Genomic DNA, 17932 nt, shown 5'->3' on the forward strand with positions numbered 1-17932 from the left:
GCCTTTTGCCGCCAGCTTATTCGACGTCGAACTTGACGCCCTGCGCCAGCGGCAGCGTCCTGCCGTAATTGATCGTGTTGGTGGAGCGGCGCATATAGGCCTTCCAGGCATCCGAGCCGGATTCACGGCCGCCGCCGGTCTCCTTCTCGCCGCCAAAGGCGCCGCCGATCTCGGCGCCCGATGGCCCGAGGTTGACGTTGGCGATGCCGCAATCCGAACCGCGGGCGGAGACGAAGGTTTCGGCCTCGCGCATGTCGTTGGTGAAGATCGACGACGACAGCCCCTGCGGCACGGCATTGTGCAGCGCCAGCACCTCGTCGAAATCGCTGTATTTCATCACATAGAGGATCGGCGCGAAGGTCTCGTGCTCCACCGGTCCGGTCTGATCAGGCATTTCCACGAGCGCCGGGCGAACGTAGAAAGCCTCGGTCGAACCGCTTTCGACGCGGTCCCCTCCGGTCACCGTGCCGCCGGCCGACTTCGCCTCGCCAAGCGCTGCCTGCATGTTTTTAAAAGCCTGGCCGTCGATCAACGGTCCTACAAGCGTGCCGGTTTCGAGCGGATTGCCGATGGTGACGGAGCCGTAGGCCTTCTGCAGTCTAGGCACCAGCTGATCGTAGACGCTCTCGTGGACGAAGAGACGGCGCAGCGTCGTGCAGCGCTGGCCGGCCGTACCCATGGCGGAGAAGGCAACGCCGCGCAGCGTCAGGTCGAGATCGGCCGACGGGCAGACGATCGCCGCATTGTTGCCGCCGAGTTCGAGAATGGCGCGGGCAAAACGCTGCGACAGGCGCGGACCGACGGCGCGGCCCATGGCCGTCGAGCCGGTGGCGGAAACCAGCGGGATCTTCGGATGATCGACCAGCACTTCGCCGACCTCGCGGCCGCCGATGATCAGCGTCGACAGATTGGCCGGTGCGCTACCGCCCTCGGCGACGAAACGCTTCAGCGCCTTTTCGAACAGCGCCTGCACGGCAAGCGCCGTCAACGGCGTCTTTTCCGAGGGCTTCCAGACGGTGGAATTGCCGCAGACCATCGCAAGTGCGGCATTCCACGACCAGACGGCAACAGGGAAGTTGAAGGCGGAGATGATGCCGATCACGCCGAGCGGATGCCAGCTTTCCATCATCCGGTGCTCGGATCGCTCAGTGGCGATCGTCAGGCCGTAAAGCTGACGGGAAAGGCCGACCGCGAAATCGCAGATGTCGATCATCTCCTGCACTTCGCCCAGACCTTCCGAAGTGATCTTGCCAACCTCGATCGAAACGAGACGGCCGAGCGCCGCCTTGGAGGCGCGCAGTTCCTCGCCCAGCAGGCGGACCAGTTCGCCGCGCTTCGGCGCCGGCACGGCACGCCATTCGAGGAAGGCCTGATGCGCCGCTTCGATCGCCGCCTTCGTCTCGGAAACGGAATGTTCCCTGAGTTTGCCGATTTCCTTGCCGGTGACCGGCGAGGTGACGGAAAGCGTGCCGCCGTGATAGCGGCCGGCATCGACGCCGAGTTCGGCAAGCAGCTTGGCGGTTTCGGTGGCGAGATCGAGGACGGCGATGGTCATTGTCGTGTTTCCAATCTTATTATTCTCAGAAGCGTGCATCGCTTCTCAGAAGCGGGCATCGGCGAAATGGGCGACCTGAGCGCCGGCTTCGTACCATATTTCCTTGAGTGCACGGAAGCTTGGCTCGGTGGGCGAAGTCAGCGGCAACGGCAGATCGGCTTCCGGAAGCCGGCCGAGGATATGCTCCGCCAGCGTACGGCCGAAGACCGTACCGGGGGCAATGCCGCGGCCATTGTAGCCCGAAAAGCCGACGACACCAGGTGCGAACTTGTGGAAGCGCGGCAGCGCATTGTCGGTCATGCCGATCTGGCCATACCATTCACACTCGAATTCGACGTCGCCGATTACAGGGAAGAGCCGCTTCAATGCGCGTTTGGCCCAGCCCTTGTGTACGGCCAGTCCGGTATTGCGCAGCGCCCCGACACTGCCGAAAACGAGACGGCCGGCCTGGTCCATGCGGAAGGAGGAGAGGATTTCCTTGGTATCCCATGCGCCTTCTCGCCCAGGCAGGATCGACTGGCGCAGATTGTGGCCCAGCGGCACGGTGGCGAAATTGAAATAGGGCAGATGCACCTGTTCGCTGCGCACCTGTTCCCACGGGCCGGTACTGTAGGCATCCGTTGCAACGATGATCCACTCCGCGCTGACCTCGCCGCTTGCCGTCTTCACGGTCCAGCGGCTGCCATTGCGCTCCGTCGCGATGACCGGGCTGGATGTGTGAATGGCGACGCCGGCCTTGACGGCGGCATGGGCAAGGCCGCGCGCATAGGCAAGCGGCTGCAGCGTGCCGGCGCGTTTGTCGAGCAGCGAACCCGAATAGGCATCGCTGCCGATGCGTTTTGCCGTCTCCGCCGCGTCGAGCAGCGTCACGGCTGCGCCGCGGGCAGACCATTGCGCCGCGCGATCCTCGATCTCCTTCAGACCGCCCGCGCCGACCGCGCAATGCAGCGTGCCGTTCCGTTCGAGTTCGCAGGCAATCTGATGTTTGTCGATCAGCTCCATGACCAGCTTCGGCGCATTGCCGAGCAGATCGAGCAGACGTTCGCCATGCACCGGGCCGAGCACGCCGGGCAGATCGTTCGGCATCACCCACATGCCGGCATTGATCAGCCCGACATTGCGCCCGGCACCGCCGAAGCCGATCTCCTTCGCCTCCAGCAACACCACCTTCGACCCGGCTTCGGCAAGATGCAGGGCGGAAGAGAGGCCGGTGTAACCGCCGCCGACGATGACGACGTCGGCCGATACCGCGCCGTCGAGAGGCGAGGTCGTCGGCGCTTCGGGCGCTGTCTTTTCCCAGAGGCCGTGGGAGCGCGGATCATTCAGCATGGCTCAGTCCGATCAGAGCGAAATCGCGGATACTCTAATGCAAAAAAGAAAGTGTTGAACCTGCCATTTCACGCAACGGTCTTCAACGGCAGGCCCGCAAGGCCGAGCGCGGCCAGCGCCGAATCCAGCGATGCGGCCTGGCGTTCGGCGTAAAGCGCCAGCTCGTCCTGAACGGTAGCACCGAGTGCTGCCTCGAAGGCGTCACGGTTCGAGCGGGTCGCATAGTTCTGCTGCTGGTCGGTACCGAGGTTCGACTGGAAGATGCCGGCCGCGCTGACGGGCAGGAAGTCTTCGTAGACGATCGGGGTGAAGGCGAGATAACCCTTGGCGATCAGCGCCTCCGGATCGCCGGGCAGCGTGCTGCCGGCCGCGGCGACAATGCCCGCAGGCGTCGCGGAATAGCGGAAGAAGGCCAGACCCGCCCTGCGCAGCTCGTCCCAACTATCCGGCAGTGCCTTGAAACGCGCAGCGAGTTCGTGATCGTAGGCGCCGGCCTTGGCGCCGCCGGCGCCCACCTGCACCTCGCCGCGAACCGAGGCGAGCAGTTGGTCGTAGAGCACCCGGCCCTTCGCCGTCAACGCCACGCCGCGCTGTTCGATCTCCCCGAAGCGGGCGGTATGTGTCCCTTGAATCGCACCGTCATCATCGGAAAAGGCGATCGTTTCTTCCAGCGCCTTGAAGCTCGTCTGTCGCAGCAGGATATCGCAATGACGGCGCGGCGGCCCTTCGATGACAGCCTTCGGCGTGATGCCGCGTTCCGGCATGCGGGCCTGGACGGCGTCGATATCGAGCGTGCGCGGCGTCAGATGGTTGATGTGCGGTCCCTTGAAGCTGACGACGTCGGCGATCAGCCGATGGGCGTCGTGCAGGCGCTTGTAGGTGTCGGCGCTGACTGTCGCTTCGCCATGCCAGCGGAAGGTTTCCAACGCCTCGGCGACGAATTCCGTCGCTTCCGCCTCGGTCAGGCCGCGGTTCTGCTCGTGGCGCTCGATCAGCGCGACGGCGCGCGGCGTGTAGATCCGCCGTTTCGCCAGAATGGCTTCGGCTTCGCCGCGCAGCCCTTCGTCCTCGATCAGTTCCAGTCGCAGCAGCGAGGTGAAGACGCGGAATGGATTGACGTTGAGTGCTGCCTCGTCGATCGGCCGGAAGCTGGTGGAATGAACCGGCACGCCGGCGACCGAAAGATCGTAGTAGCCGACCGGCTGCATGCCCATGACCGCAAACAGCCGGCGGATGGTGAAAAGCTCGTCGGCCGTACCGAGCCTTATAGCGCCGTGACGCTCGACATCGATGCGCTCCAGCTCGCCGGCGCGGGCCAGGCGATCGCGCAGGTCAGGATCGTTTTCGAGGCAGCCGGCATTCACATCCGCCACCAGTTCGATCAGCGTGCCGTATTGCGGCACCTCCGCCCGGTACATCTGCGACATCGACTCGGTAAACAGTGATCGGATGCGGTCTGGGGAAACGAAGGCTTGCGGCATTGGGAAACTCCGGCTCATTCCGTTTTTGCAGGATGAACCTCTTTACACGCGCCAGAAAGCGGCAAATATCGCTATTTCGGAAATAGCCCATTCTGAAACGGAATGACCATGCTGACGTCTAGACGTTTTCTGCCATCGATCTCGCATCTCGCCGCCTTCGAGGCGGTTGCCCGCACCGGCAGCGTGACGGCAGCGGCGCGCGAACTCGATCTGACGCAGAGCGCCGTCAGCCGCCAGGTCAGCGCGCTGGAGGAGCAGCTTGGCGTCGAGCTCTTCCTGCGCGAACGCCAGACCATGCTGCTGACGCTTGCCGGTGACGGATATGCCCGCGAGATTCGCGAAGCGCTGCGGCGGATATCGAGCGCCTCGCTGAACCTGCGCGCCAATCCGCATGGCGGCACGCTCAATCTCGCCATCCTGCCGACCTTCGGCACGCGCTGGCTGGCGCCGCGCCTGGGACGCTTTCTCGTCGCCAATCCCGGCGTGACCATCAATCTGGTGACCCGGCTTTCGCCTTTCGACTTTCGCCTCGATTCGATCGACGCCGCCATCCATTTCGGCCACCCGCACTGGCCGGGCGCCGAACTCGCGCTTCTGATGTCGGAGCGCACGGTGCCGGCCTGCAGTCCGGATTTTCTGAAGCGATATGCGATCAAAGCGCCAGAGGATCTGCTCGCTGCTCCGCTTTTGCACCTGACGACGCGCCCTGACGCCTGGGAGCAATGGTTCGCCGGCAACGGCGTTTCCTTCGAAAATGTGCACGGCATGCTCTTCGATCAGTTCGCCACCGCCGCGCAGGCGGCGATCGCCGGCCTCGGCGTCGCCCTGCTGCCGACATTCCTGATGCAGGAGGAGATCAGGCGCGGCGATCTCGTCGCCGCTGTCGACCGTGAAATGGAGAGCCGCGAGCGCTATTATCTCGCCTTTCCGCCCGAGCGTGCCGATTATGCGCCACTTGCCGCCTTTCGCGACTGGATCATCGCCGAAGCGGCCGCCAATCTGACTGCGTGACGAACGGCTTGCATCGGCATGGCGCTTTCGACCATTATGCGATCCAAACAACTTTGCAGGAAATCTCCATGAAGCCGATCTTCGTCCAGCTCCAATGCGCACCCGGCAAGACCTATGATGTCGCCGACGCCATCTACCAGACCGAACTGGTCTCGGAGCTCTATTCGACCAGCGGCGACTACGATCTGCTGCTGAAGGTCTATATCGAGGAAGGCCAGGATATCGGCAAATTCATCAACGACAACATCGCCAATATTCCCGGCATCATCCGCTCGCTGACGACGCTAACCTTCAAGGCGTTCTAGAGCAATTCCAGCAAAAGTGCGCAGCGGTTTTGCGTCCGGAATTGCGTGAAACAAAAGAGATAGAGCGTTTCCGTGATTCGAGAAAAACGGAAACGCTCTGAATCCCCGTCAGACACGGTTAACCTTTTTCGCGAAGAATCGCCTTGGCAGGACGTCGCCTAAACCGCGCCTTAACGCCGGGCATGTCTGGTCGTTGCTATCACGGGCCCGCGTCAGCGCAGGCCGGCACGTGCAGCGATAGGTGGAAAATGTCGATCGTCGAGGCAGATTGGGCGCGCGCGAAGCCGCAGTTGGAAACAGCCCCGCTGATCGTCCATGTCGTGCGCCAGTTCCTGCCCAACCGCGGCGGCCTCGAAGACGTGGTCGCCAATCTCGCCCGCCAGACGGTACGCCGCGGTTATCGCGTGCGCGTCGTCACGCTGGATTCGCTCTTCACCGCCCCAGAGGATAAGCTGCCGCCTCGCGAAGGTATCGACGGTATCGAGGTGGTGCGCATTCCCTGGTTCGGCACCAGCCGTTATCCGCTGGCGCCTGAGGTTTTCCGCCATCTCGCCGATGCCGATCTCGTCCATGTCCATGCCATCGACTTCTTCTTCGATGCGCTCGCCTGGGGCCGGCTGCTGCACGGCAAGCCGATGATCGTCACCACTCATGGCGGCTTCTTCCACACGCGGAAATACGCGACGATCAAGAAGATCTGGTTCCGGACGCTGACCCGCGCTTCGGCGATGGCTTACCGCCGCGTCGTCTGCTGCAGCGCCTCCGACCTCAAGCAGTTTTCCGAGATCGTGCCCGACAGCCTTCTGATCGAAAATGGCGCTGATATCGCCAAATTCGCCGACACCGCTTCGCGTCGGGCAAAGCGCCGCATCGTCACGATCGGCCGGTTTTCGGTAAACAAACGGCTGGATCACCTGCTCGATGCGATGGCCAAGCTGAAGACCCGCGACCGGGAATGGCATCTCGACATTGTCGGCGCCGAATCCGACCTGAACCGGGCGGATGTCGAAGGCGCAATCGAAAGCCGTCATCTTTCCGGCCGCGTCACCTTGCATGTGTCGCCCGAGAACGACACCATCCGGCGCATCATCGCAGAAGCCTCGCTCTTCGCCTCCGCCTCGGAATATGAAGGTTTCGGCCTGGTGGCGCTGGAGGCGATGAGCGCCGGCCTCCTGCCGGTGCTGAACGCCAACGATGCCTTTGCGACGCTTGCCGCCCGGCATCCCGCAATCATGCTTGCCGATTTCACCAATCCTGAGAGCGCCGCCACGGCGATCGAAGCGGCCTATGAAGGCCTTTCGCGCCAGCCGGAGACCGTTCGCACCGAGCTTCTCGACGCCGCCCGCGGCTATTCCTGGGATATCGTCGCCGGACGTTATATCGATCTCTACAGATCGCTTGATGTCGTTGCCGCGGAAAGCAGCTGATCCCGCCTAAAGCGCGCCGCGATCTTTCAGATTCGCTTGCCGGAATTCAGGTCTTTGTTTGCCGCATGTCTTCGGCGCAAAACCGCTGCCCACTTTTGCGCAACATGCTTTAGCTGAAATCCGGTCATGCTCTGGCGAGACGAATGATCTCGTCGAGCACGAATTTGCGCGATTGCGGCGGCGTCAGATTGTGGTCGGCATCCGGCAGCATCAGCAGGCGCACGTTCGGATAGCGGGAAAGCCTGGCGCCGCGCGGCCCGAAGTGGAAGTAGACATGGTCGAGCCCGACATCGCCCTCGCTGTAGATCAGCGTCAGCGGCACCTTGCGCTTGCCGAACAGCGCGAAGGAGTGCCGGACCTCGCGGGCGATATGGCGCCGGTCGGGAAGCAGCTCGAGCACCGGCGCGATCCACGGCGACAGCCGGCGGCCGGCGGCGATGACGATGTTCTGCAACGCCGAGACGACATCCACCTGGCCGCGCAGCAGCCGCTTCAGCGTGTCGAGCCGCGCCAGGCGCTGGCTGTAATCATCGAGGCTGCGGGGAACGGAGACGACATGCTCCCTGCGCACCGGCATGTCAGGATCCCAGTAATAGACGAACGGATTGATCGACACGACAGCCTTCAAGCGCTCGTCGGCAACGCCGGCGCGGAAGGCGACATAGCCGCCGCTGCATCGGCCGGCGACCATGACGGGGCCGGCGACGACGCTTTCGAGCAGGTCGAGCGCGGCGACCGCGTCCCCGGTCTGGGTATCCGAATAAAGCACCTGTTCCGGCGCATCCGGCCGCGGCGGGCTGTCGCCGACATTGGCGGAATCAAAGCGCAGCGAAACGACGCCTTGGCGGGCGAGCTCGCGCGCCATGTCTACCGTCGTCCGTCCCCAGCCGGCATGCCGGTCATAGGCTGTCGACAGGAAGAGCACGGCGTTACCCTTGATCTCGCCGAGCGGCCGGCTGACGACGCCGACGAGATGATTGTGGCTTCCGAAACGGACCGGCGTTTCCGCAAAATCATCGCCGGCAAGCAGCGGGTTGTCGATCGCCGCCGGCGAATGGGCGGCGGATGTCTGCGTCGTCGTTGTCTCCAGCCATGTCGTCAGCAGCCCGACGACAGCCATCGGCGTCTTGGCAAACAGCGGATTGGTGGCGAGCTCGTCATAGCCCTCGAAGGCCTTCTGCTCGACATCGGCACCAAGCGCCTTCAGCGCATCGGCAAAGCCGGTATCGTCGGCCTTGGCAGGACGTTCGAGGATCAGGTAGCGGGAGGTTGCGAGCCCCTGCGGCGAGGTGATGTTGAGCTTGCCGAGCTCGGCGGCGATCTCTTCGGGCATGACGAGCCCGGCGATCTGCACCTTGGTGGTCTGGACATGCTCCTTGCCGAGGCCGAGATCGGCATCGATGATCTTGGACCACATGTTGAGTTCGCGCAGATAGGCCCGGCCGCTCAGCACCGGCGCCAGCATGACGAGGCTGTCGACGCCTTCGATCGAGGAACCGACGCGATGGGCAAGCGTCGCGCCGAGGCCCTGTGCGATGAGGATGATACGGTCGCAGCCGCTCAGCGACTTCAACTTGTCGGCGGCCGCGCGGATCGAATCTTCCCAGGTTTCCAGCCTCGCCGGCAGTGCGTCGAAATTAAGCGCATCGCCCGTGCCACGATAGTCGAAGCGCAGGCTCGGCACGCCGATATCCGAGAAGTGCTCGGCCGCGACCCGGAAGAATTTGCGGCTGCACATCTCCTCGAAGCCCCAGGGGCTGACGAAAAGCACGGCGGCCGAACGTTTCTTGGCGAGAGGATTTTCAGGCATGAACAGCCCGATCGTACCGTCGAAGACCACAGGCAGGGCGGCGCTGCGTCCCGCGCCCTCGGCCGGTTCCAGCGAGAATTCGCCGGGCGCGACCTTGGCGCGATCGGGATCGCCGGGAAGCCGTGGCGCGATGAAATTGATCGCCTGGCCGACCGGTCGCCGCAGCAGGGATGGCATCTTCTCGAGAATGGAGCGCATGACTTCGACATCCTCGCCTGGCACGGCGCGCAGCACCCGGAGTGCTGCAAAATAGGCGAATGCGCCGGCGATGATCGCGCCGACCAATCCGGCCGGACCATGGACGAATTCCAGCACGGAAATCGCTCCGCAAGCACACAGCACGGAGGCGAGCGTCACCTTCGTCAAGCTTGCGTAGAGACCCGAAAGCTGGGATCCGAATCCTGTCTGTCTGATCATCATCACCGACATCGCTACGAATACGAGGATGCGCACGAGTGCGGCGCCCTCGGCCGCAAGCCTAGGTACGATCAGTAAACAACCCGCTACCATCAGTAGGCCACCTATCACACTGATGTTCAGGCGGGAGCGGGCCCTGTCCATCGACAGCAGGTAGAGGCTGAGGATCTGCATGAAGGTATAGGCGGGAGCAACAAGCGCAAGCAGCGCCACCACCGTCCCGCTGCGGCGGAACGCTTCGCCGAACACCACGAGCACCAGTTCGCTGGAGATCGCGGCAAGCCCCAGGCTCATCGGCAGCACGATATAGGCCATGCTGCGGGTAACGGCGGTAAAGACCTCGACCGGCAATGTCGAATCGTCGCTGCTGTGCCGTCGCTCGGAATAATAGGGCAGCAGGCTGCCGGTCATCTGGATCGGCAGTTGCAGCGCGATATTGGCGATCGACAGGCCGACGGCATAATAGCCGACCATCTCCACCGACCAGAACTGCTGCAGGAAGAGCAGCTCGAGCCGGTTGAGGAAAATGGAATCGATGATGAACTGGATCGACAGGATGACGGAGGAGGAGGCGAGATATTTCAGCGAGACCCCGCACCAGTCGCGCCGCGCCAGAAGGATCGGCAGCGTGGCGAAAAACAGCACCAGCTGGCCGAGCGCATAGCCGACGAGTACGCCTTCGACGCCGTAGAAAACGGCGCCGACGGCAACGCCGGCAAGCTGCACGATCGAGACGGCGACCGTCAGCTTAAAGAAGGCGCCCAGCTTCTTTTCGCCGATCAGGTAGAATTTGACGAAGGAACCGATCGCTTGGACGAAGAACAGCACGCCCGTGACCAGAGCGACGGATGGCGCCGTGTCGGCCCAGTGCATCTTTTCGGAGGTCAGGAAGAACAGCGCGTAGAGCGCCAGCAGCACGACGGTCGAGAACATCATGAAGCTGACGAGGATGGCGGCAAAACCTCGCCGGCGGCGCGCGTCGAAGCCTTCCGCCGAAAGTTGCGGCAATGTCTTCAGCAGCGTGATGCTGGAGCCGAGCTCGGCGATCGAGGCGCCGGTCACCACCAGCCAGAGCGAAAAGGCGACGATGCCGTTGGCTTCCGGCCCGAGCAACCGTGCGGTTATGATCGAGGAAACGAAGCCCGTCAGAAGCAGCAGCATGCCTGCCGCCCCGTTCATCACCGAGTTTGCGATAATACCCTTCGACATCTGTCCATCCGTCAGGATCGGCCTACCGCCGCATACCTGCCATCTCTAATGCGAAAATGTTAAAATAAAGCGGAGTGACGACGTCACCTTAGGCGGTCTGCATCGCCTCCAGCGCCTTGAGCGCCTTGTCATAGCTGTTCTCGGCGAGGTAGCGCAGCAGGAACTCCCGCGCCTTCTCGGCCTTCTCACGCGCTCGCTCAGGCGCGAGGAAGATATCCTTCAGATGCCCGGCTGCTGCCTCGGGTGAGGGATCGGCCCAGACCGCGCCTTCGAGCCCGGCAAATTCGGGATGGGTATCGACCACCGGAATGAGGGGAGAGGCAACCAGCCAGCTATTGTCGGGATCGCAGAAATCCACCGTGCCCGACCAGGCCGTGGAAACGACCGGCGTACGCTGCATGATCGCCTCGGCCACCGTCAGCCCGAAACCCTCGGAACGATGCAGCGAAAGATAGGCGTCGGAACAGCGGATCAGGCCGTTGATCTCGGAGTCCGACAGCCTGTCGGTGACGATCCTGATCCGGCTGTCGCCAGCGACCGAGCCGATCAGTTCTCGCAGGCCTTCATCCTTGTCGATATTGCCGCTGGCCTTCATCAACAGGAAGGCGCTGGGGCATTCGGCGGCAAATATCCTGAAGGCCTCGATGACGGCCTGCGGATTCTTCCGGTTGATCGAGGACCCGGCGCTGAAGATGAAGCTGACGAGAAACGCGTCTTCCTCGATGCCGAATTTCTGGCGCATTCCTTCGGTCGCCGGCTTCTCGGTGACGGGATGCGGAACGACGATGACCGGTGCCGCAGTGAGGGGCGCAATCGCCCGCCTGGTGAATTCCGACGGCACGAAGACGGCATTCATGTAATGCATCGCATTGCGCCACTCCGCCGGCACGACTTCGAGCTCCCAGGCGAAATAGCCGATGTTGAAAGCGCGGGTGAAATTCGCAACGCCCTTCTTCAGGATCGCGCGCGGCAGCATCGGCGGATTGAGATGCCAGATCCGGCTCCCCGCGGGTTCGGCGGAGAGATGCGACGGTGTCCATCCGGCGAAGGAATTCTCGTCAGGATGCGTGCTGACGTCGGAGAGCGAAATCGCCCGCCCAGCTTCCGTCAATGCGCCGGCGCAGAGCCTTGCCGATTCGCCAACGCCGACCGCCATCGAGAGATAGCCGACGATTTCCACCGGCCTGCGCGGATTGAAGGCAAGACGCGACCGCGGGATCAGCCGCTGCAGAACATGGGCGCGCAGAAAGCGGTATATCGTTCTCAAATCACGCTCTTTCCCAATGGATCGGCATCATCCTTCGCAGGGGCGTCAGCCCTCGATTGCGACACGATGCGAACTGCCTAGACTTCTGATCTCGCCCGCAGGCGGAGTATCGCTTTCCACGCCGGACAGCGCGTGGAGCTGCACACGCCGCATCGCGCCGGGGGCAAGGTGGAACCAGTCGTCGTCGGCCCGATAGCCTTCGACGTCGATATGCACCGATTGCGCCAGCCGGTCGGTCCTGAGATCGACGAACCAGTCGTCGCCGTCTCTGGTGAATGATGCTTCGATCCCTGCGTCATGCAGCGCCTTCCCCCGTCCGCACGGGAAGTGGAAGCTCTCTGCGAGAATGGCGCCGTCTGCCAGCGAGCGCAGGCGCGCCACACTGGCATCATGCGCCGGCGGCCCGAAACGGAAGGCATAGGTCGTATCGAAGAAGGCGCCGAACAGCGCGGTGCAGGCAAGACGCTCCGTGTCTCTTGCCGCCAGCTTGAAGGCCCTGCTGCCGCTGACGACCTGCTGTTTTCCGCCGCGCAGGCAGACGACCTCGAGCTCCACGTCAAGCGCGGCATCCGTCTCGTTGACGACATGCACGTCGAGACCGTTCGTTCCCTCGTCGGTGAAGACCACTTGCACCGGCCGGAATGCACGGCGCATCGCATACCAGACAGGCTTCGGCTCTCCGGTGGAATCGATCACTCCCCAGCCGGGACCGGGCAACAGGTCCTGCAGCGTCCAGACGAGTGCGCCGTTGCAGGCGGAGCCCTTGCGCCGCCATTCGGCAAAAGTCTCCTCGATCACCTCGCCGGTAACGGCGCGGGAGAGATCGAGATAGCGTTCCGGATCTTCGCGGCGCAGCTCAGCCGGATCGAAACCGTAGAGAAGCTGCAGGTAGAAATCGCGAACATCCTCGAAATCCCACGATGCGCTGCGGTCGCGGGGCACGCGGGCCTTCCACAGCGGACTGTGGACGGCGGGCACATCGAGATGACGCTGCAGCGTCCTTTGCTGCGGCACATGCGCGAAGGCGAGGCTTTCGGAGGCAAAACGCACATCGGCGCGGCGCGCATCGGCAATTGGCCGCATATAGGCGCCGACGCCGTAATAATGGGCAATACCGGCATTCGGCGAAAAGGGCATCGCTCCGCCATAGGGCGAGTTCGGCACATAGGGCACATCGGGGCGCATGCGCGCGACGACCGCCGGGATGATTTCATCGGTGACCGGCCCGCTCCAGAATTCCGCCGGCAGGCCGAGCATTGCCGCCTGCTGGTGGACTTCGCTGCCGCCGCAGAGCGCGGCCAACGAAGGCGACGCCTGCACGCCGTGGAGGAATTCCTCGACCTCCGCATGCACGTGACCAAGAAAAGCCTTGTCGTTGCGTGGATAATCAAAATTGGCGAACATGAAGTCCTGCCAGACGAGCAGACCGAGCTCGTCGCAGAGTGCGAAGAAATCAGGCGTTTCGTAGGCCATGGTGCCGCCGATGCGGATCATGTTCATGCCGCCTGCAGCGGCAAGCCGCAGGAGCGGCTCATAATCCGCCCGCCCGCCCGGCAATCGCACGATATCGGCCGTCGTCCACACGGCACCACGGCAGAAGATGCGTTCGCCGTTGACGAGAAGCGCGAAGTCGTCGCCATCGGCACCACGGTCGACGTCGATACGTCGAAAGCCGGTCCTGCCGAGCGGATATTCCACCCCGTCCGAAACCAGTGTCAGCGCGTAGAGACGCGGAGCACCATGCGTATGCGGCCACCAGGCCTCGATGTCGGAAAGCTTGAGGATAGCCGAGTAATGACTGTCGCCGACCTTCTCGAAGGGCTGCTCCATCCCGCCGCAGCGCAGCAGCATCGCCGGATCCTCGGCATTGCTATGCAGGGACACGCTGAGACGGCCGACGCCACTCTCCTCCAATACGGCGCGGATGGAGACATTGTCGATCGAGACGGGATGACGCCGCACCATCGAAATCGGCCGCCATGGCCCGACGGCATGGATATCGGGGCACCAGCCCGGCATATGGCCGAGCAGCGTCGTGCGGAAATTCTTCAAGCCCGCCGGCGTGATCATCTGCGGCCGCCAGCGCGCGCGCGGGCCTGGCTCCGACAGGCGGGGCCCAAGCGCCCGGAAGCACAGCGCCAGTTCGTCGCCGCCCGAAAGCGTCACCGGAATCTCGTGCGCCGTGAACATGCTCTCGGAAAACAGGACTTCCTGGCCGTTCAGGAAGACATGGCAGAGCGTTGCCAGCCCTGCGAAACGCAGGATCGCGTCGCCGGGCTCGGCATCGAAAAGCCGGCAGAGATACCAGGCATCCCGCGTGTTCAGCGGCTCGGGATTTTCCCGGTCGAAGAGCCCGGCTTTTTCGAGCGCGGCGGCGACGGTGCCGGGAACGGGTGCTGGAATGAATTGTGCGGAGAGCGGGATGTCGTGCGGCACGGCGCAGGCGCCCGGCTCCGTCAGGATCAGGTTCCAGCCTTCGGAAAGTAGACTTTCCTCGGCACCGATGCTCGCCAAACGCCCCCGCATGGTCAGATCTCCGGCCTCAGATTCGCCCCGCAAGCGACGCCATCATGGAATCCCATGCATCGGCGGCCGGATCAAGTGCTGCCTGCAACGGCTCGAACTTCCTGCGGGTGACGGCGCGGGCAAGCTGGAACTGCACCGATTTCGCCACCTCCGAAATACGCCCGGCATGCTCGGCGGCAGCCGCGAATTCACCAGGGGAAAGCCAGGCGAGGTAATCGGCCGCCAGCTCGAAATTGGCGCCCACCTGGCGAAGCGTGTTGAAGGCGTATTTATGGAAGAAGCCGAACGGCCGTTCCGCCACCGCTTCGACCTGTTGCGGAAAGACGCTGGCAAAGGCGCGGATCGGGTTTTCGCGGGGACGCCGGGCAAAATGAAAACCGGCAAGTCGCCGCGCGGTCGCGCGCAGATGCGCGTCGTCTGCCGGCCTTTCCGGGAATCGTGCAAATTCCGTATAGGGCAGAAACGGCGCGTCGTTTTCCGTCAGATGCAGCTGAAACAGCCCGTCGAAATCCTCGCCTTCGAGACGGAAATAACCGGCATTGTGGAAATAATCGACGCGCTTGGCCGCAACATCCAGCCGGTTGATCGCAACCGTCGTCTTGCCGTGCTCCTGCCGGTAGGCGGTGCCGCGCGTATCCGGCATGTAGAAAGAATCCATTTCGATCAGGCAAAGGCGGGCACGCGCGATCTGAACCTCGACATGGCGTTCGACACGGTCGTAGATGGCAAGCTCAGTCGCACGAATGCCGTAGAGCGCTTCGAGATCCTCGAGCGGCACCTTGAAGAAGGTGAACTGGTCGCCCTCGAAATCCTGCGTCAGGGTAAAACCCAGCATCGCCTCTGGCGCAACGCCTGATGTCGCCAGAACCTCGATCCAGAGATCGACATAACAATTGGTTTCCGGCCAGGCGCGCTCGCCGGAATGCAGCGCATGCGCCCGGTAGGTTTCCGGGTCGATTCCCGAAAATACCCCCGAAAATAACGACGTCATCGATTTGCTCAGCCCCACAGCGCTTTCCGTACGCTGGCCGGCCATTGCTTCACATCGAGCCCGTGATGATGGAAGAGGGCAAGGGCGATGCGCTCCAGTCCGAAGCCGACGCAGGCGGTGTGCGCGACACTGCCGTCTTCGAGATTGAGACCCCATTTCGTGCCGAAGGCATCCTGATGGTAGTTGAAGCTCATGCAGGCGGTCGGGTTGGCAGCCGAGGTGATCGGGATCAGAAGCTCGAACTTCAGGTTCTGGTCGCGCTGATTATTGGCGAGCATCTTGCCGGCGCGGCCGAAGAACGGATCATTGGCAACGTCGATCGTCACCTCGAGGCCCACGGCCTTCATCATCTCGACGCCGCGATCCATCCAGCGCTGGCGGAAGTCGGTAACGTGCAGCTCTGTGCCCATGCACACATATTCGCGCATGCGGAACAGCTGCTGGCGGGCAGGATCTTTCGACGGCTCATGGCGGAAGCAATAGGATTGCAGGTCGAAGAGGCCGCCGGTCTTCGGCAGGTTGCCGCGCTTGGCGATCGTCGGATAAAGCGGATAGCAGGCAGCCGGCGTCAGCACGATGTCGGTCGCCTCCTGCCCCTTGGTCCAGTCTTCGCCGACTTCCATGCATTGCAGCAGGCTGACATGATCGAGCTCGCTGCCGCAGAAGCTGTGCACCGTGCCGGCGAGCTGCGGAAAGCTCTTCATGTAGCCGCTCTTCTCGAAGAAGGCGCGGTTCATGCCGGGCGGAAAGCGCATGGCTTCGGCACCATCGGCGCCGCCGAACGTGTCGATCAGGCGCTCGAAGGCAGCGATCACGTCTTCGAACTGGCCGCTGCGGCCGTAGAGCCCGTCGATGCCGGTATCGATCAGCAGACCGGATTCGAAAAGCCGGTCCAGAAACGAGGTCTGCATATCCATGACTGTCACCCCAGTAGGCTAGTGTCCTGCTTATGGACAAGAAGCATGCTCGACGTGTTGCCGAGGATGCGGTCATTCGAAATCATGAGCTGTGCGGAATGCGCGTCGCGCAGATGGCGTCCGAGGCTGAAGGGCGTGCCGTTCTTGTAGCCCATGATGCCGCAGATCAGCATGGCATGGTTGACGATTTCCAGGATCATCTCGGACGAGGCGATCTTGACGTTGTTCATCGCCACCGCAAATCCCATCGAAGACAGCCTGTCGGCATCGGCCTTGGCATCCTCATAGGCCTTGAGGCCGGCAACCACGTTGGATTTCACCATCTGCAGCAGGTTCGAAACCTCGGCGAGGCGTAGCGCGCCCGGCGGCTGGGCATCCGGCGCCTTGCGGGCGGCAGCACGCACGAAAGCCTGGGCGCGCACAACGGCGTCGACGGCGATGCCGTACCAGACGCCGCTCCATAAGAGGTGCGAGGAGGCAAGCATGGACTGCGCCGCGATCTCCGCGAAAGGCTTCGGCAGGATCTGGCAAGCCGGCGCTTCGCCCTTGAACAGGAAGCCGTCGGAGCAAGTGCCGCGCATGCCGAGCGTATTCCAGACATGCGTTTTCTCGAGCGTGTACTGGTCCTTGAGGAAGGCCGTCAGCACCTGATCGGAGGAAGCCGCCTGCGCGTGGGCACGCGAGGTGATAAGGATGGCGTCGGCGTGCGAGCCATAGGAAATGACAGTCGCATCCTTTTCGAGGCGGCACGTGTCGCCATCGACCTCGACCGCGCAGATGCTGTTGCGCAGATTTCCGCCGATACCGCCTTCGGTGGTGGCGGATGCGATCAGCAGCTGTTCGGCGGCGATGCGGCGCATGAAGCTGCGATGCCATTCGCTGTCGGCGCCGTGTTCAACGAGGCTCGACAGCTTGATATGGTGCATGGCGAAGACCATGGCGCTCGCGGCGCAGGCCTGGCCGAGCATCGAGCACAATTCGGCGATCTCGGTGATCGAGGCGGATTCGCCGCCGAAATGGCGCGGCACCTGGATGCCGAGCAGCCTTTCGGCCTTCATCGCGTCCACGGCTTCCCTGGGGAAACGGGCTTCGGCGTCGACGGCATCGGCGTGTTTCGCCGCGATTTCAGCAACGCGGGCCACCCTTGCAACAAGACCGTCCTGCATGATCTTGACGGGGAAATTCATCAGGCGACCTTCCGGCTGTCCCGGATGAGATCGACGGTCCTGGCGATGGCCGAGATGCTCGCGAAGGATTTGCGGTTGAGGAGATTGTCGGGAAATTCGATGTCGAAGGCCTCTTCGATGCCAAGCATTAACTGCACAGAAGCAAAGGACGTCAAACCTGCCGCATAAAGATCGGCGTCGTCGGCGACCTGGTCGATCGACCCAGGAAGCTTGCCGAATTTGGCTACGAGGTCGCGGATTGCCTTATTCATCCCATCACTCCAAGATTCTCATGATCCCGAACCGGCGTTCATCGCCTTGTCATGAGCGTTCTTTTAGTGCGGAAAACAGAACATTCCGCTAATTTATTGAGTTAAATATGACTGAGGCTCATAGTTACGATTTTAGCGATCATTCCCGGATTGTCGTAAACAACCACATTATATCAATGACTTAAGATAATTTCGATACTGCGACACAGTCTGGTTTCTGGCGTGGAGAGTACAGAAATGACACGCAAA

13 protein-coding genes are annotated in these 17932 nt (G+C 62.7%); 3 read left to right on the forward strand and 10 right to left on the reverse strand.

All coding sequences use genetic code 11. The annotated features are described in order from the left end of the window. Nucleotides 1-16: 16 nt before the first annotated feature. The 3 genes from amaB to hglS form a co-directional block, all read right to left on the reverse strand. Nucleotides 17-1555 (reverse strand): L-piperidine-6-carboxylate dehydrogenase, encoded by a 1539-nt coding sequence (amaB, locus tag AC25BC_RS20830; RefSeq protein ID WP_012759405.1) that lies wholly within the window; start codon nt 1553-1555, stop codon nt 17-19. 45 nt (nt 1556-1600) lie between these two features. Continuing rightward, nucleotides 1601-2884 (reverse strand): NAD(P)/FAD-dependent oxidoreductase, encoded by a 1284-nt coding sequence (locus tag AC25BC_RS20835; protein WP_012759406.1) that lies wholly within the window; start codon nt 2882-2884, stop codon nt 1601-1603. Between the two features lie 68 nt (nt 2885-2952). Beyond that, nucleotides 2953-4383 carry a 2-oxoadipate dioxygenase/decarboxylase HglS gene (gene hglS, locus AC25BC_RS20840; RefSeq protein WP_113546732.1) on the reverse strand — a complete coding sequence of 477 codons (1431 nt, stop codon included), beginning with the start codon at nt 4381-4383 and terminating at the stop codon, nt 2953-2955. Between the two features lie 84 nt (nt 4384-4467). On the opposite strand from hglS, the gene AC25BC_RS20845 reads away from it, so the two are divergent. The 3 genes from AC25BC_RS20845 to AC25BC_RS20855 all read left to right on the forward strand — a co-directional run bounded on the left by AC25BC_RS20845 (nt 4468) and on the right by AC25BC_RS20855 (nt 7108). Next, nucleotides 4468-5376: a LysR family transcriptional regulator gene (locus AC25BC_RS20845; RefSeq protein WP_041935595.1), complete on the forward strand. Its 909-nt coding sequence runs from the start codon at nt 4468-4470 to the stop codon at nt 5374-5376. A 68-nt stretch (nt 5377-5444) separates the two neighbouring features. Beyond that, on the forward strand, nt 5445-5681 hold the full coding sequence (locus AC25BC_RS20850) for an Lrp/AsnC ligand binding domain-containing protein (RefSeq protein WP_012759409.1): 237 nt from the start codon (nt 5445-5447) through the stop codon (nt 5679-5681). 248 nt (nt 5682-5929) lie between these two features. Continuing rightward, the gene (locus tag AC25BC_RS20855) at nt 5930-7108 is read left to right on the forward strand and encodes a glycosyltransferase family 4 protein (RefSeq protein WP_128438337.1); all 1179 of its coding nucleotides are present in this window, start codon (nt 5930-5932) and stop codon (nt 7106-7108) included. 124 nt (nt 7109-7232) lie between these two features. On the opposite strand, the gene AC25BC_RS20860 is transcribed toward AC25BC_RS20855, so the two are convergent. The 7 genes from AC25BC_RS20860 to AC25BC_RS20890 all read right to left on the reverse strand — a co-directional run bounded on the left by AC25BC_RS20860 (nt 7233) and on the right by AC25BC_RS20890 (nt 17683). Next, nucleotides 7233-10544: an oligosaccharide flippase family protein gene (locus AC25BC_RS20860; RefSeq protein ID WP_012759411.1), complete on the reverse strand. Its 3312-nt coding sequence runs from the start codon at nt 10542-10544 to the stop codon at nt 7233-7235. Between the two features lie 88 nt (nt 10545-10632). Continuing rightward, a complete protein-coding gene (locus AC25BC_RS20865) occupies nt 10633-11811 on the reverse strand; it encodes a glycosyltransferase family 4 protein (protein WP_012759412.1) in 1179 nt (392 codons plus the stop codon). A gap of 45 nt (nt 11812-11856) precedes the next feature. Continuing rightward, on the reverse strand, nt 11857-14337 hold the full coding sequence (locus tag AC25BC_RS20870) for a glycoside hydrolase family 2 protein (protein ID WP_128438338.1): 2481 nt from the start codon (nt 14335-14337) through the stop codon (nt 11857-11859). A 16-nt stretch (nt 14338-14353) separates the two neighbouring features. Then, the gene (locus AC25BC_RS20875) at nt 14354-15346 is read right to left on the reverse strand and encodes a DUF1839 family protein (RefSeq protein ID WP_017995482.1); all 993 of its coding nucleotides are present in this window, start codon (nt 15344-15346) and stop codon (nt 14354-14356) included. Further along, nucleotides 15337-16245: an amino acid--[acyl-carrier-protein] ligase gene (locus tag AC25BC_RS20880; RefSeq protein ID WP_012759415.1), complete on the reverse strand. Its 909-nt coding sequence runs from the start codon at nt 16243-16245 to the stop codon at nt 15337-15339. The genes AC25BC_RS20875 and AC25BC_RS20880 overlap by 10 nt, the downstream gene beginning before the upstream one ends. A gap of 5 nt (nt 16246-16250) precedes the next feature. Next, complete coding sequence (locus tag AC25BC_RS20885) at nt 16251-17432, reverse strand: acyl-CoA dehydrogenase family protein (protein ID WP_012759416.1); 1182 nt, start codon at nt 17430-17432, stop codon at nt 16251-16253. Continuing rightward, nucleotides 17432-17683 carry an acyl carrier protein gene (locus tag AC25BC_RS20890; protein ID WP_012759417.1) on the reverse strand — a complete coding sequence of 84 codons (252 nt, stop codon included), beginning with the start codon at nt 17681-17683 and terminating at the stop codon, nt 17432-17434. Before AC25BC_RS20890 ends, AC25BC_RS20885 begins: the two co-directional genes overlap by 1 nt. Between the last annotated feature and the right edge of the window lie 249 nt (nt 17684-17932).

The sequence above is a fragment of the Rhizobium sp. WSM409 genome (genome assembly GCF_057653825.1).

Excerpts from the sequence above, each read along its gene's own strand:
- amaB (WP_012759405.1), bottom strand. The coding sequence starts at position 1,555 with ATGACCATCGCCGTCCTCGATCTCGCCACCGAAACCGCCAAGCTGCTT.
- AC25BC_RS20835 (WP_012759406.1), bottom strand. The coding sequence starts at position 2,884 with ATGCTGAATGATCCGCGCTCCCACGGCCTCTGGGAAAAGACAGCGCCC.
- hglS (WP_113546732.1), bottom strand. The coding sequence starts at position 4,383 with ATGAGCCGGAGTTTCCCAATGCCGCAAGCCTTCGTTTCCCCAGACCGC.
- AC25BC_RS20845 (WP_041935595.1), top strand. The coding sequence starts at position 4,468 with ATGACCATGCTGACGTCTAGACGTTTTCTGCCATCGATCTCGCATCTC.
- AC25BC_RS20850 (WP_012759409.1), top strand. The coding sequence starts at position 5,445 with ATGAAGCCGATCTTCGTCCAGCTCCAATGCGCACCCGGCAAGACCTAT.
- AC25BC_RS20855 (WP_128438337.1), top strand. The coding sequence starts at position 5,930 with ATGTCGATCGTCGAGGCAGATTGGGCGCGCGCGAAGCCGCAGTTGGAA.
- AC25BC_RS20860 (WP_012759411.1), bottom strand. The coding sequence starts at position 10,544 with ATGTCGAAGGGTATTATCGCAAACTCGGTGATGAACGGGGCGGCAGGC.
- AC25BC_RS20870 (WP_128438338.1), bottom strand. The coding sequence starts at position 14,337 with ATGCGGGGGCGTTTGGCGAGCATCGGTGCCGAGGAAAGTCTACTTTCC.
- AC25BC_RS20880 (WP_012759415.1), bottom strand. The coding sequence starts at position 16,245 with ATGGATATGCAGACCTCGTTTCTGGACCGGCTTTTCGAATCCGGTCTG.
- AC25BC_RS20885 (WP_012759416.1), bottom strand. The coding sequence starts at position 17,432 with ATGAATTTCCCCGTCAAGATCATGCAGGACGGTCTTGTTGCAAGGGTG.
- AC25BC_RS20890 (WP_012759417.1), bottom strand. The coding sequence starts at position 17,683 with ATGAATAAGGCAATCCGCGACCTCGTAGCCAAATTCGGCAAGCTTCCT.